The following is a 12,959-nucleotide window of genomic DNA, read 5'->3' on the forward strand; positions in this document are numbered from 1 at the left end:
GAGCGCATGACTGTTAATCATGATGTCGCTGGTTCGAGCCCAGCTGGAGGAGCCACACCAAAAAATCAGAATAAGCCAATTACTTATTCTGATTTTTTGACTAATATGGCCCGTTGGTCAAGCGGTTAAGACACCGCCCTTTCACGGCGGTAACGCGGGTTCGATTCCCGCACGGGTCACCAACATTAAAAAGCTTTTCATTATGAAAGGCTTTTTTTTGCTTTTATATTACCCACGTTTACGAGTCAATTCGATTGCTTCTTTACCTGTCATATGTTCTATCTTGATTTCAATACAGGACAGGGCATTCCACTCACGTTTAATTTCCTTTTCCACTGCGGTCACATCATTATTATACTTCAAACCAAAAACTTTTGTTGCGTGAAAAATTTCTTTATCTGTATTTAAAATTCTTGCTTTACCGAACAAAATAACGCTTTTAAAATAAGTTGTAAGTTCTTCTTCAACAACATCGTCTTTATCAACAATGCAAAGCGACACTTTATTACACTTGTTTATAGCGTCGATTTTATGACCGTTTTTTGCACCGTGGAAATATATTTTATCATTTGCATATACAAAATTAATCGGCACGGTATAAGGATATCCATTATCACCGACAACACCAAGTACGGCTGTTTTAGCGGTTTGTAATATATCAATACATTCTTCTTTACTCAATTCCTGTTTTTTTCTACGCATTTCTCTAAACATTTCATTCACCTTTCAAAATTATACAATTAAAAATAAGTACACTCGTTATACATCTTCTAAGACCTGACGATGTGTAACGAGTGCTTTGATTTATTCTACCCGGTTGCAGAATTATTATATTTTTTAGAATTATACCACAGTAATTTTTTTGTGTCAACAAGACTGTTAAAAAAGTATGAAGAATAGTTTAAAATTTGAATAAACTATGAATATTTCGTTGATTTTTTAAATTTTTTATGATAGAATGTAATCTGTAAAAACAAAAAATTAATGAAAGGAAATTTACCATGGAAAAACTTTTCAAACTAAAGGAACACGGTACAGATGTCAAAACTGAGATTATTGCCGGTATTACAACATTCCTTGCAATGGCATATATTCTTGCCGTAAACCCATCATATTTGGGTGGAATTGACGGAATGTCAGCCGGAGCGGTATTCTCTGCAACTGCAATTTCAGCAGGTATAGCTACATTATGTATGGCGTTCTTTGCAAACTATCCTGTTGCTCTTGCGTCAGGTATGGGACTAAATGCATTCTTTGCATTTACAGTATGCGGTGCTATGGGTTACAGCTACAAAGTTGCATTGACCGCAGTATTTATTGAAGGTATCATATTTATGTTGCTTTCACTATTCAAATTCAGAGAGGCTCTTGTAAACAAGATTCCTTCAAACCTTAAATTTGCTATCACAGCAGGTATCGGTCTGTTTATTGCTATCATAGCATTGCTTAATGCAAACGTTGTTGTAGCAAGTGAATCAACAACTGTTGCACTTGGTGAACTTTCTTCACCGACTGTTGTACTTTCGCTTGTAGGCTTGCTTATAATCGGTGCTTTACAGCACTATAAAGTTCCGGGCGGAATACTTTTAGGTATACTTATAACTTGGGTTCTTGGCATCATGGCACAGCTTGTAGGTTGGTATGTGCCAAATCCTGAGGCAGGCGTATATTCAGTTATTCCTCAATTCTCACTAAGTTCTTTTGAGGCTCCAAAGATGTTCCAATTTGACTTTGGATTTATAGCAAAGAATATTCCTGCATTTATACTTATCGTATTCACATTCTTGTACACAGATATTTTTGATACAGTAGGTACACTTATAGGTGTAGCAGAAAAAGGAAAGCTTCTTGATAAAGACGGTTCACTTCCAAACGCAACAGGCGCTCTTATGGCTGACGCTGTAGGTACTGTTGTAGGTGCTTGCTTGGGTACATCAACTGTTACAAGCTACGTTGAATCAAGTGCCGGTGTTGCGGCAGGCGGCAGAACAGGTCTTACAGCAGTTACAACTGCAGTATTGTTCTTCATATCATTGATATTCGCACCAATCTTTACATCAATCCCTTCGTTCGCAACAACTCCTGCTATGCTTTATGTTGGCTTGTTGATGCTTTCATCAATCAGACAAGTTAAGTTTGACGGTGATATTGCCGATGCAATCGGTGCATTCTTGGCAATCATTATGATGCCGCTTACTTATTCAATCGCTAACGGTATTATGTTCGGTATCGTATCATGGGTAATACTAAAGCTTGTTACAGGTAAGGCAAAGGACATCAGCGCTGTTATGTGGATTTCAGTTGTATTATTTGCAATCTACATCGGTCTAAAAGCAGCAGGCTTGGCTTAAAACAATTTGTTAATTTAAGAACACTCAAATTTTGAGTGTTCTTTTTTTATTAATTAATTGCAAAAATATTCAGTGTGTGGTATAATATAAATCACAAATTAATGAGTAAACGGAGAAAAACAATGACGTATTTTCTTAAAGAAGATTATGAAATATATGATTCATTGCCGTGCAGTGCGGTGGTGTTTTCTGTTGATGATAATTACAAAATATATTACACCAATGACACATACAACAACGGAAATTTTAATCAAGATAATATTATAGTTGAAGAAGAATGTCGCAAATTATTTGACGATACAATCCGAAGTGCCGACACTCCCAAGCGACTGTATTTCAAAAGCAAAAACTTGAGCGGTGACAGTATATATATTTGTATGTTTGCCGTAAAGCTTGATGATAAGCACATATTTGCATTGTTGTTCGACGACTCTGAAAACAAGAAAAAATTTATGGAACTTGAAAATCAATGTTCAAAGTATATTATCGCATTAAGTGCGACAAATGAGTACTTTTTTGAATATGATTCTCAAAAAGATACAAACACGATATTTTATATGTCGTCTATCGACAATGAAATGTTGGAACGTCCTGTTCAGAATTTTATGAAAAATCTTGATAATAATACGTATATGTTTCAGGAAGATACAATACTGCTCAAGTCTTTAAAAGGGAGCCCCGTAAAAGGCGAATTGACGATTGACGCACGTATGCGTATGAATGACTCAGAGCCGTTTGAATGGTACAGACTTGTATTGAAACCGTCCGAGAAAACGAACACATATATCGGCTGTGCACGAAACATAAACGAAACAAAGAAAAAGGAAGAACAGCTGAAATTAAAAGCACATATAGATCCGCTTTCAAAAGTGCTTAACAGAGAAACGGCAATCGAGAAAATTCGAGAGAGATTGAAAGCTCAAAAAATGAACGAAGAATGTGCATTTATCGTTCTTGATATAGATAATTTTAAAAACATAAACGATACATTCGGTCATTTGTACGGTGACGCGGTTATCGCGATGGTTGCGGGAAGTATAAAGAGTACGCTTGACAGCAAGGATATAATCGGTCGTTTCGGCGGTGATGAATTTCTTGTGTATATAGATAACACAAAGCCGGAAAAGTTGGAGAGAAAACTTGAAAATATACGTCTTGCCATACTAAAAATGCGTATAGATAAAAATGACGAAAAAGATATTTCGTGCAGTATGGGTGTTACTTTGGGACGTGGCGGAGTGAAGTATGAGGATCTTTTCAGACAAGCCGACAGTGCTTTGTATACGGCAAAGACGAACGGAAAAAATCGCTTTGAATATTTCAACGGTGAATTTATTGATAAAAATGCTTTGACATACGCCGGAATTATGACCGAAGAAGATGAAAGCGAAGAAGTTTCGGAAAATCACGATATAATAATGGTTGCACTTGAAATTGCGTCTAAATCAACCGATTCGGATAATGCCATATCAAATCTTATGCGTCATATCGGTGTTGCAGTTAATCTTGACTGTATTCAGATTATGAAATACGATATGATTAACGATAAAGTTGAAATAGAATTTCAGTGGTGGAAAGAACATGACGGTGATTATAATGTTGTGTTCACCGATAAAAAGAGCGGTTATTACGAGCATAATGACCTTGTTTTGTTTAAAAAGAAATTTCAAAAGGATAATATATTTAAGTATACTCCTGATTTTAAAGAAGGATTTACGAAAAAATACAGGAACATATTTGAGGCGGCGGAACACGTTCAAATGATATATTCATCAAATACCGAAAACGAAGATGTATATTATGTTGTCTGTTATCAGTGTTGGGATAAGCAACGTATTTGGGAAAAGAACGAATTTGACAATATGTTTGAAATAACAAAGATACTGTCAATGTTTATGAAATCGTCACACATAATCACGGAATATGAAAAATTCCTTCAAAATAAAGTTGATTATGACGCTTGTGGCGTATTTACGTTGAGTAAGTTTGAAGAAGAAGTCGGACGAATTACGAGGAACGCTCACGTGACAAACAAAAAAATCGGATTTGTGTATTTTAATTTTAAAAGATTTTATGAGTTTAACCGTATTTACGGTCGTGAAGAGGGTGACAGAGTTTTAAAGCAATTTGCAAAGTTCTTGCTTGATAGCTCTGAAGATGTATGCGTGAATTGTCATTTGAACGGAACAGATAAATTTATCAGTTGTTTTATGTTTGAAGAAGGCGTGGACTTAGAAACGAAAATACAAGAAAAGCTTGAAGCTTTTTCCGATACGGTCGGAAATTATAAGGAATGTCCTGTTGTGATAATCGCGAGTGTCGCGACGATTAATCCGGGTGAAAGCGTTACCGAGGCACTTGATTTGGCTGATCATACGGTGAAAGGTGTAAATGCAGAAAAAAGCATTTGCATAATGGCTAAGGAATAGTAGCTACTTGATTTTAAAAGTAATATATGTTAAAATGTAATATAGAAAATATTTAATACAAGGAGGAAATTTAAAATGGATTTAAGATGTGCATCAAACCCAAAAGATGTAAAGCATTACACAACTGAAAGATTAAGAGAGGAATTTCATATCAGCGGATTGTTTACTCCGGATAATTCAAAAATGGTATATAGCCATATTGATCGTATTATCACAGCCGGATTTATGCCTGTAAAGCAAGAGCTTGTATTGGAGGCCGGTAAGGAACTTGCTGCTGACTACTTCCTACAAAGACGTGAAATGGGCTGTATCAATATCGGCGGAAAAGGTATAATCACAGTTGACGGTACAGATTATGAAATGAACCCTCGTGACGGTATATATATCGGCAGAGGCAATAAGGAAATTACTTTCAAGTGCGTTGACGAAGCAAACCCACCGAAGTTCTATGTTTCATCATGTCCTGCTCATAAGGAATATCCGACAGTAAAGATTGATATTACAAAGGCTAAGAAAGTTCCTTGCGGCAGTGTTGAAGATTGTAATAAGAGAGTTATAAATCAATATATCCACCCTGAAGTTATGCAGAGCTGTCAGCTTGCAATGGGTCTTACAATGCTTGACGTAGGTTCAAACTGGAATACTATGCCTTGTCATACACATGACAGACGTATGGAAGTTTATCTATATCTTGATATGGGCGAAAATGACGCAGTATTCCATATGATGGGCGAGCCTGACGAAACAAGACATATCATTATGCATAATGAAGAAGCTGTAATTTCACCAAGCTGGTCAATACATACAGGTGTCGGCACAAAGAATTACTCATTCATTTGGGCAATGTGCGGTGAAAACCAAGAGTTTGACGATATGGACTTCATTGAAACAAAGGACTTGAAGTAATAGGAGAAGTAAAATGTATATTGGAATGAGAGGTCATGACTTCGATACTAATACGCTTGACGCTTTGTGCGAAAAGTGTAAAGAGTACGGCGTTGGCGGTGTTCAGCTTGTGCTTTTGAGATCGTTGGCTGATTTTAAGAAAGGTAATTTTACACCTGAATATGCTAAGTCAATCGGTGATAAATTGCGTGAAAACGGTATTCGTGTGCCGATTTTGGGCTGTTATATCAATCCGTCTGACGCAAACGAGGAAAGCCTTAATGAAAGCCTTGATTATTTTATCGAGAATTTGCATTATGCAAAATATATCGGTGCGGAAATGGTCGGTCTTGAAACTTGCCGTTTCAGTGATGACGATGAAATAAATAACTCCGAAGAAACATATCAGTATCTTTTGAAGAATATGAAAAAACTTGTTTCTGCGGCGGAAGAAATAGGCGTAAATGTGGGTATTGAGGGCGTTCATTTTCATGTTATAAATACTCCGACAAAGATGAAAAGATTGGTCGATGACCTTAATTCACCAAATGTCAGAGTTATATTTGACCCTGTTAATTATATCAATACCGCAAATTATAAAAATCAAGATGAAATTATTAATACTCATTTTGATTTGTTGGGCGAGAAAACAAAGTTGCTTCACTTGAAAGATTTTAAACTTGTTGACGGTGAAGTTGCTTATGAATTCCCGTGCGACGGATTGCTTAATAAAGATTTGCTTTGGGATAAGCTAAAGCAATATAATCCGGATATTGCAGTTATTCTTGAAGAAGTTAAGGAAGATCACCTTGCACAAGTTAAGGCTGCGGTTGAAAAGAGATTTGTATAAATAAAAAGCCTTGATGTGGGCGGATGACTCACATCAAGGCTTTTTTACTGTGGTATAATATGTAGACGGTGAGGATAATAATATTAAATTGTATGAAGTAAAAGAAATAATCAACTTATAAATTCTCTTTTGAATGTTTGGGGAAATTCCGTTCGTGCAATACATCTTTTTCTTTCTGATTAGCAAGTAAATAAGATTAAAGAATATGTTCCGCAGACTATAAACAGCGTAAAATATCTTGTTGTTGCCGAAACGGATAACATTGTCGGTTTTATGGGAACTTAAAATAATCGTTTGAAAATGTTGTTCATTTCACCACAGGAACGAGAAAAAAGGAATAGCTAAACAATTTGTGCGATATGGCGTTCAAAATTATAATATATAGTAAGTAACCGTCAATGAAGATAACCTTAAAGCGGTTGGATTTTACAAACACTTAGGCTTTTAAATATATAAAAGAACAGTCTACAACGAAGAAGGAAATCCCTATCTGCTTTTGTATATGAAGTTGTTGGAATAAAGTTTTGAATTTAGAAAGGAAGAACTATATGATAAAAATACTATTCGTCTGCCACGGCAATATATGCAGGTCGCCGATGGCGGAGTTTGTGATGAAAGATTTAGTTAAAAAGGCAGGGCTTAGTGATGAGTTTTTCATAGCGTCTGCGGCAACGAGTACAGAGGAAATCGGGAACGGTGTACATTATGGTACGCGCAAAAAGCTTGCGGAATTCGGTATTTCCGTTGACGGAAAATATGCGGTTCAATTAAAAAAATCCGACTATGCCAAATATGACTACATTATCGGTATGGACAATTACAATTTACGAAATATGAAACGTATGTTACCGAATGATACCGAAAACAAAATACACCTTTTACTTGATTGGTCCGACAATCCGAGAGATATTGCGGATCCATGGTACACAGGTGATTTTGATGTGACATACAATGATGTACTTGAAGGTTGCACTGCTTTACTCAAGGAAATCAAAAAAGAGCTTTAAAGCTCTTTTTTTATACCAAACACCTCAAAAATATTATACATTAAAATATAAAAAAATACAATTTATTTGTTACTAAAGCCGAAATCGGTGGTATAAATAAAATAGAAAGGAAGTGAGTTAGTATGAAAATCACATTTTTAGGTGCGGCACACGAAGTTACGGGCAGTTGTACGCTAATAGAAACGAACGGAAAAAATATTCTTGTTGACTGCGGAATGGAACAAGGTGCTGATATATTTGAAAATCAAGAAATCCCCATAAATCCAAATGATATTGAATGTGTATTGCTTACTCATGCACATATTGACCATTCGGGTAATTTGCCGTTACTTTACAAAAACGGTTTTCGCGGTAAAATTTACGCGACGAATGAAACATCCGATTTATGCGAAATAATGTTGCCGGACAGTGCGCATATTCAAGAAACTGAGGCGAAATGGCGAAACAGAAAAGCAAAGCGTGCCGGCAGGGAAGAATATGTTCCGATTTATGATATGGACGATACTATCGGTGTACTTCAGCAATTCCGTCCGTGTAATTATGATGAGAAAATAAGAATTTTGGAAAATGTCGAAATAAGATTTCACGATATAGGTCACTTGCTCGGCTCGTCTTGTATAGAAATTTGGATAACAGAAAGCGGTATTACAAAGAAAACAGTTTTCAGCGGTGACGTGGGAAATACAAATCAACCGATTATAAAAGACCCGACTCCGATTTATGATACGGACGATACCGATTATCTTGTTATAGAGTCCACCTACGGAAACAGATTTCATACGGAAGTACCTGATTATATAACATTGCTTGCGGGGGAATTTCAGAGAACATTTGACAGGGGCGGAAATGTTGTTATACCGTCATTTGCTGTAGGCAGAACGCAAGAGCTTTTATACTATATACGTCAGATTAAAGAACAAAATCTTATAAAAGGTTACGGTGATTTTTCTGTGTACGTGGACAGTCCTTTGGCGAATGAGGCTACCGCAATATTTTTACAGTGTGACGTAAAATGTCTGGACGAAGAAGCAAGAGCGTTGGTGGACAGCGGTATAAATCCGCTTACATTCAGCGGATTAAAACTTGCCGTTTCAACTGACGAGTCTGTTGCAATTAATTTTGACGAAAAGCCGAAAGTTATAATATCGTCAAGCGGTATGTGTGAGGCGGGAAGAATACGGCATCACTTAAAACACAATTTGTGGCGAAGAGAATGTTTGATTTTGTTTGTCGGCTATCAGGCAGAGGGAACGCTCGGCAGAATGTTGTGTGACGGTATTAAGAATGTAAAATTGTTTGGTGAGGATATAGAAGTAAATGCCGAAATTAAAATGCTTGACGGAATAAGCGGACATGCAGACAAGAACGGTCTTATAAAGTGGCTTAAAACATTTAAGAAAAAGCCTGAAATTGTTTTTGTTAATCATGGCGAGGAAAAGTCTTGCGATGAATTTACCGATTGTATCAGAAATGAATACGGCTATAATTCTGTTGCACCATACAGCGGTACTTGTTACGATTTGCTTACAGGCGAAGTTGTTGTACAGACGTACGGCATACGCGTGCAGAAAAAGAAAACTACAAAACGTGCTGCGACTGTATTCGGCAGACTTATTGCCGCGGCGGAAAGATTGCTTGCAGTTGCAAGAAGTTGTGAGGGAATGGCCAATAAAGATTTGGCAAAGTTCGCAGACCAGATTGATATGTTGTCTGAAAAGTGGAAAAGATAGATAACCACCCCACAGTCGACTGCGTCGACAACTCCCCTTAAGGGAAGCCATACAAAAAAGCCTTTCCTTGAGGAGAGGTGTCACGAATTGACGGAGTGGTGGCAAAAGCATAAAGCATAAGAAAGCTACCCCACAGTCGACTGCGTCGACAGCTCCCCTCAATGGGAGCCATACAAAAAACCTTTCCTTGAGGAGAGGTGTCACGAAGTGACGGAGTAGTGGCAAAAGCATAAAGCATAAGAAAGCCACCCCACAGTCGACTGTGTCGACAGCTCCCCTCAATGGGAGCCATACAAAAAACCTTTCCTTGAGGAGAGGTGTCACGAAGTGACGGAGCGGTGGCAAAAAAACAAGGACGGTCAATGACCGTCCTTATTTTGTATAATCGCTCCAACCGTCTATTGCACTGTCTTGAATTGCTCTGAAAAGTCTTTTTCTAAGTCCGGGATACATTTCCTTTTCAAGACGTTTAATAAGATCTTTCATATATTGACGTTGCGTATATCCGTCAGCAGGACAAGGATTGTGAACAACGGGAATATCATAATTTTTAACCACACCCCTAATATCACGTTCGCGAACGTAAATCATAGGTCTGATTTGATACATATCAGTGCGGTCGAGATATGTAATAGGCGAAAAACAATGTATTCTGCCCTCGTGCATAAGGCTAAGGAAGAATGTTTCAAGCACATCATCATTATGATGACCGAGTGCAACTTTATTGCAGCCGTTTTCGATTGCCATATCATTTAACGCACCGCGGCGCATTTTTGCACACAATGAGCAAGGATTGGATTCTTTTCGTATATCAAAAATAATCTCTTTAATATTTGTTTTCTTAACCTTATATTCAACGCCCAAATCATCACACATTTTTTGTACTTTTGAATAATCGGCATCATATCCCATATCCAAAGTCAATCCCATAACGGTAAATTTTTTCGGATAGTATCGCGAAAGTTCCGCAAGCACATTAAGCAGTACAAGACTGTCCTTACCGCCGGAAACACCGACGGCAATTTTATCGCCGTCCTCAATCATATTATACTGTTCAATAGCACGCCTTGTAAGACTTACTACCTTTTTCATATTATTCAGCCTTTCCTGTTATTTTACCGCCTTGATAGCTTCGGTTAAGTCAACCTTATCCGTATAAAGTGCCTTACCAACGATAACACCCTCAACACCTGTTGTAACAAGTGACTTGATGTGGTCAAGACTGCCGACACCGCCCGAGGCGATAATATCGGCATTTACCGCACTTGCCATTTCAGCCATTGCGTTTACGTTAGGACCGGCAAGTGTACCGTCGGTTGCAATATCCGTATAAACGATTGTCTGTACGCCGATATTTACCATTTTCTTTGCAAATTCAACAGCGGTAAAATCGCTTGTTTTTTCCCAACCCTCGATAGCAACCATACCGTCTTTTGCGTCAATACCGATAACGATTTTTTTGCAGTATTTATCAACGGCACGTTTAACAAATTCACTGTCTGAAACGGCTTTTGTACCTATGATTACTCTGTCAATACCGCAGGCAAGTTTTGCCTCAATATCCTCCATAGTACGAATACCGCCGCCTGTTTGTACGGGAACATTGACGCTTTCGCATATTTCTTTGATTTTTGCGGCATTTACGCCATGACCTTTTAAAGCACCGTCAAGGTCGACAACGTGGATATATTCACCGCCAAGACTTTCCCATTTTTTAGCCATTTTGGCAGGGGAGTCACCGTATACGGTAACGTCCGAAAATTGTCCCTTGAACAATCTCACGCATTTACCGTCTTTTATATCAATCGCAGGGTAAATTCTCATTTTGTAATTCTCTCCTCAAACTGTTTTACAATATTCATAATACGTTCTGTTTCCATTTTCATACTAACCTTGTTTACAACAAAACGTGCACTTAGAGGGCATACGTCCTCAAGAACGTCAAGACCGTTTTCGTAAAGTGTTTTACCTGTTTCGACAATATCGACAATGACGTCCGAAAGTCCGACAAGCGGAGCAAGCTCAACAGAGCCGTTTAGCTTTATAATTTCAATAGTCTGACCTTTGTCGTCTTGGAAATATTTCATTGCGATGTGCGGATACTTTGACGCAACACGAAGATTTGTCATAGTGTCAAGCTTACCTTTTAATTCTTTCGGACCGCATACAGCCATTTTACATTTTCCGAATCCCAAATCAACCATTTCATATAGGTTACGGCTTTCTTCCAAAAGTGTGTCCTTACCGACGATACCGATGTCAGCCGCACCGTATTCAACGTAAGTAGGAACGTCAGACGCTTTTACAAGGATAAATTTCATCTTGTTTTTTTCGTCAGTGAAAATAAGTTTTCTTGTTTTTTCTTTCATTTCGGAACAATCCATTCCGATTGAAATAAATAATTCCATTGCAAGTTCGGCAAGTCTGCCCTTTGCAAGAGCAACTGTTAAATATCTCATTATAATCTCTTCCTCCCTAAAATCAGTGTTCGTGACCGCAGTCGCAGTGGTCGTGGTGATGTTCATGCTCGTGGTCATGGTCACAGCCGCAGCCGCAATGGTCGTGTTCGTCAAACATCATAGATTCGTCATAGTAGCCTAAAAATTCGTTTGCGGTTGTTTCTATAATTTCGTGTTTTGCAAAATCGTTAATCATAAGCTGACCGTTAGGGAAAACTCTAAGCATTGCACCGATATTTTTACCTTTTGAATATTCCTCGGCTGCTTTATAATCGCCGTCACCGATATACATTTCAACAAGGCAGCCGTTTACACGAAGATTGTATGCAATGTCATAGGCAATGCCTTCGGCGTTCTTTTCGGCAAAAACAAGTGATGCGGAAACATCATGTACCTCCTTGTCGCTTAGTACGGAAATAAGTCTGTTTATACCGATTGCCGCACCGACAGCACCTTTATTGTCACCAAATTGTCCCATAAGATTATCGTAACGTCCGCCGGCACAAATAGGGAAGCCGACACCGTGTGTGTAGCACTTAAAGATTGAGCCTGTGTAGTAGTCGATACTTTCAAGCATACCAAGGTCAATAGAAACGTACTTTTCAAAACCGTACAGACACAAAAGCTCATATATACGCTTTAAGTTGTCGAGTGCGTTTTTAGATTCTTCGTTAAGACCGTCAACATAAGCCTTTTTGAAAACTTCTTCACCGCCGAAAAGGTAAGGCAAGTCAATCATAAGATTTTTGATGTTGTCATCAATGTCAAGTTTGTCTGTAATCGTCTTAATACCGACAGAGTCTTTTGAATCAATACGTTCACGAAGTTTTTCGATAGATTGTTCGTCAAGTCCTGCTTGCTTTACAAGTCCGTTGAAGAATGCAATCTGACCGATTTCCATTGAAAATTCTTCAATACCTACCGCAAGAACAGCCTCCATAGCTGCTGAAATAACTTCAGCGTCTGCGGCAGGTGAGTATGAGCCGATAAGCTCGATACCGCTTTGCGTAAATTCTCTTTGACGTGCGCCTTGCGTTTGCTCAACTCTGTATACGTTGCCTGTGTATAGGTAGCGCTGAGGCTTGTCCGAATTTGCAACCTTTGTTGCCGCCATACGGGCGATTGATGTTGTAAAGTCCGGTCTTAGTGCAAGAATACGTCCTTGTTCGTCAAAAAACTTGAACATATGCTCTTGTGAAATCTGACCGCTAAGACCTAAATAACAGTCGTAATATTCAAATGTAGGTG

General features: G+C 38.2%; 11 protein-coding genes and 1 tRNA gene. 7 read left to right on the forward strand and 5 right to left on the reverse strand.

Features of this window, described 5'->3' with window-relative positions:
* Positions 1–107 precede the first annotated feature (107 nt).
* Positions 108–182 (forward strand) — tRNA-Glu (locus ACLTU0_RS07365).
* Positions 183–228: 46 nt separating this feature from the next.
* Here ACLTU0_RS07365 and ACLTU0_RS07370 read toward each other — a convergent pair.
* Positions 229–714 carry a pyridoxamine 5'-phosphate oxidase family protein gene (locus ACLTU0_RS07370; protein WP_412321850.1) on the reverse strand — a complete coding sequence of 162 codons (486 nt, stop codon included), beginning with the start codon at positions 712–714 and terminating at the stop codon, positions 229–231.
* 287 nt (positions 715–1,001) lie between these two features.
* On the opposite strand from ACLTU0_RS07370, the gene ACLTU0_RS07375 reads away from it, so the two are divergent.
* The 6 genes from ACLTU0_RS07375 to ACLTU0_RS07400 all read left to right on the forward strand — a co-directional run bounded on the left by ACLTU0_RS07375 (position 1,002) and on the right by ACLTU0_RS07400 (position 9,252).
* The gene (locus ACLTU0_RS07375) at positions 1,002–2,351 is read left to right on the forward strand and encodes an NCS2 family permease (RefSeq protein ID WP_412295205.1); all 1,350 of its coding nucleotides are present in this window, start codon (positions 1,002–1,004) and stop codon (positions 2,349–2,351) included.
* Positions 2,352–2,473: 122 nt separating this feature from the next.
* Positions 2,474–4,780, forward strand: a complete 2,307-nt coding sequence (locus tag ACLTU0_RS07380; RefSeq protein WP_412295204.1) for a diguanylate cyclase domain-containing protein — start codon at positions 2,474–2,476, stop codon at positions 4,778–4,780.
* A 75-nt stretch (positions 4,781–4,855) separates the two neighbouring features.
* Complete coding sequence (kduI, locus tag ACLTU0_RS07385) at positions 4,856–5,686, forward strand: 5-dehydro-4-deoxy-D-glucuronate isomerase (protein ID WP_117968860.1); 831 nt, start codon at positions 4,856–4,858, stop codon at positions 5,684–5,686.
* Between the two features lie 13 nt (positions 5,687–5,699).
* Positions 5,700–6,515: a sugar phosphate isomerase/epimerase family protein gene (locus tag ACLTU0_RS07390; protein WP_117968859.1), complete on the forward strand. Its 816-nt coding sequence runs from the start codon at positions 5,700–5,702 to the stop codon at positions 6,513–6,515.
* Positions 6,516–7,063: 548 nt separating this feature from the next.
* On the forward strand, positions 7,064–7,522 hold the full coding sequence (locus ACLTU0_RS07395; protein ID WP_117968028.1) for a low molecular weight protein-tyrosine-phosphatase: 459 nt from the start codon (positions 7,064–7,066) through the stop codon (positions 7,520–7,522).
* A 122-nt stretch (positions 7,523–7,644) separates the two neighbouring features.
* A complete protein-coding gene (locus ACLTU0_RS07400) occupies positions 7,645–9,252 on the forward strand; it encodes an MBL fold metallo-hydrolase RNA specificity domain-containing protein (protein ID WP_412321851.1) in 1,608 nt (535 codons plus the stop codon).
* A 372-nt stretch (positions 9,253–9,624) separates the two neighbouring features.
* Here the strand turns inward: ACLTU0_RS07400 and ACLTU0_RS07405 are convergent, their stop codons facing one another.
* The 4 genes from ACLTU0_RS07405 to hisZ all read right to left on the reverse strand — a co-directional run.
* On the reverse strand, positions 9,625–10,344 hold the full coding sequence (locus ACLTU0_RS07405; protein ID WP_412321853.1) for an ATP-binding protein: 720 nt from the start codon (positions 10,342–10,344) through the stop codon (positions 9,625–9,627).
* Between the two features lie 18 nt (positions 10,345–10,362).
* Entirely contained in the window at positions 10,363–11,076 is a 714-nt protein-coding gene (hisA, locus tag ACLTU0_RS07410; protein WP_412321854.1) for a 1-(5-phosphoribosyl)-5-[(5-phosphoribosylamino)methylideneamino]imidazole-4-carboxamide isomerase, read from the reverse strand.
* Complete coding sequence (gene hisG / locus ACLTU0_RS07415) at positions 11,073–11,711, reverse strand: ATP phosphoribosyltransferase (RefSeq protein ID WP_022230350.1); 639 nt, start codon at positions 11,709–11,711, stop codon at positions 11,073–11,075. The genes hisA and hisG overlap by 4 nt, the downstream gene beginning before the upstream one ends.
* 22 nt (positions 11,712–11,733) lie before the next feature.
* Positions 11,734–12,959: ATP phosphoribosyltransferase regulatory subunit (hisZ, locus tag ACLTU0_RS07420; protein ID WP_412321855.1), on the reverse strand; the 1,226-nt coding region annotated here is incomplete at its 5' end.

This window comes from Hominilimicola sp. (genome assembly GCF_046972485.1).
Taxonomy (GTDB): domain Bacteria; phylum Bacillota; class Clostridia; order UBA1381; family UBA1381; genus Hominilimicola; species Hominilimicola fabiformis.

Coding starts and splice junctions, on each gene's coding strand:
- ACLTU0_RS07370 (WP_412321850.1), bottom strand. CDS start 714: ATGTTTAGAGAAATGCGTAGAAAAAAACAGGAATTGAGTAAAGAAGAA.
- ACLTU0_RS07375 (WP_412295205.1), top strand. CDS start 1,002: ATGGAAAAACTTTTCAAACTAAAGGAACACGGTACAGATGTCAAAACT.
- ACLTU0_RS07380 (WP_412295204.1), top strand. CDS start 2,474: ATGACGTATTTTCTTAAAGAAGATTATGAAATATATGATTCATTGCCG.
- kduI (WP_117968860.1), top strand. CDS start 4,856: ATGGATTTAAGATGTGCATCAAACCCAAAAGATGTAAAGCATTACACA.
- ACLTU0_RS07390 (WP_117968859.1), top strand. CDS start 5,700: ATGTATATTGGAATGAGAGGTCATGACTTCGATACTAATACGCTTGAC.
- ACLTU0_RS07395 (WP_117968028.1), top strand. CDS start 7,064: ATGATAAAAATACTATTCGTCTGCCACGGCAATATATGCAGGTCGCCG.
- ACLTU0_RS07400 (WP_412321851.1), top strand. CDS start 7,645: ATGAAAATCACATTTTTAGGTGCGGCACACGAAGTTACGGGCAGTTGT.
- ACLTU0_RS07405 (WP_412321853.1), bottom strand. CDS start 10,344: ATGAAAAAGGTAGTAAGTCTTACAAGGCGTGCTATTGAACAGTATAAT.
- hisA (WP_412321854.1), bottom strand. CDS start 11,076: ATGAGAATTTACCCTGCGATTGATATAAAAGACGGTAAATGCGTGAGA.
- hisG (WP_022230350.1), bottom strand. CDS start 11,711: ATGAGATATTTAACAGTTGCTCTTGCAAAGGGCAGACTTGCCGAACTT.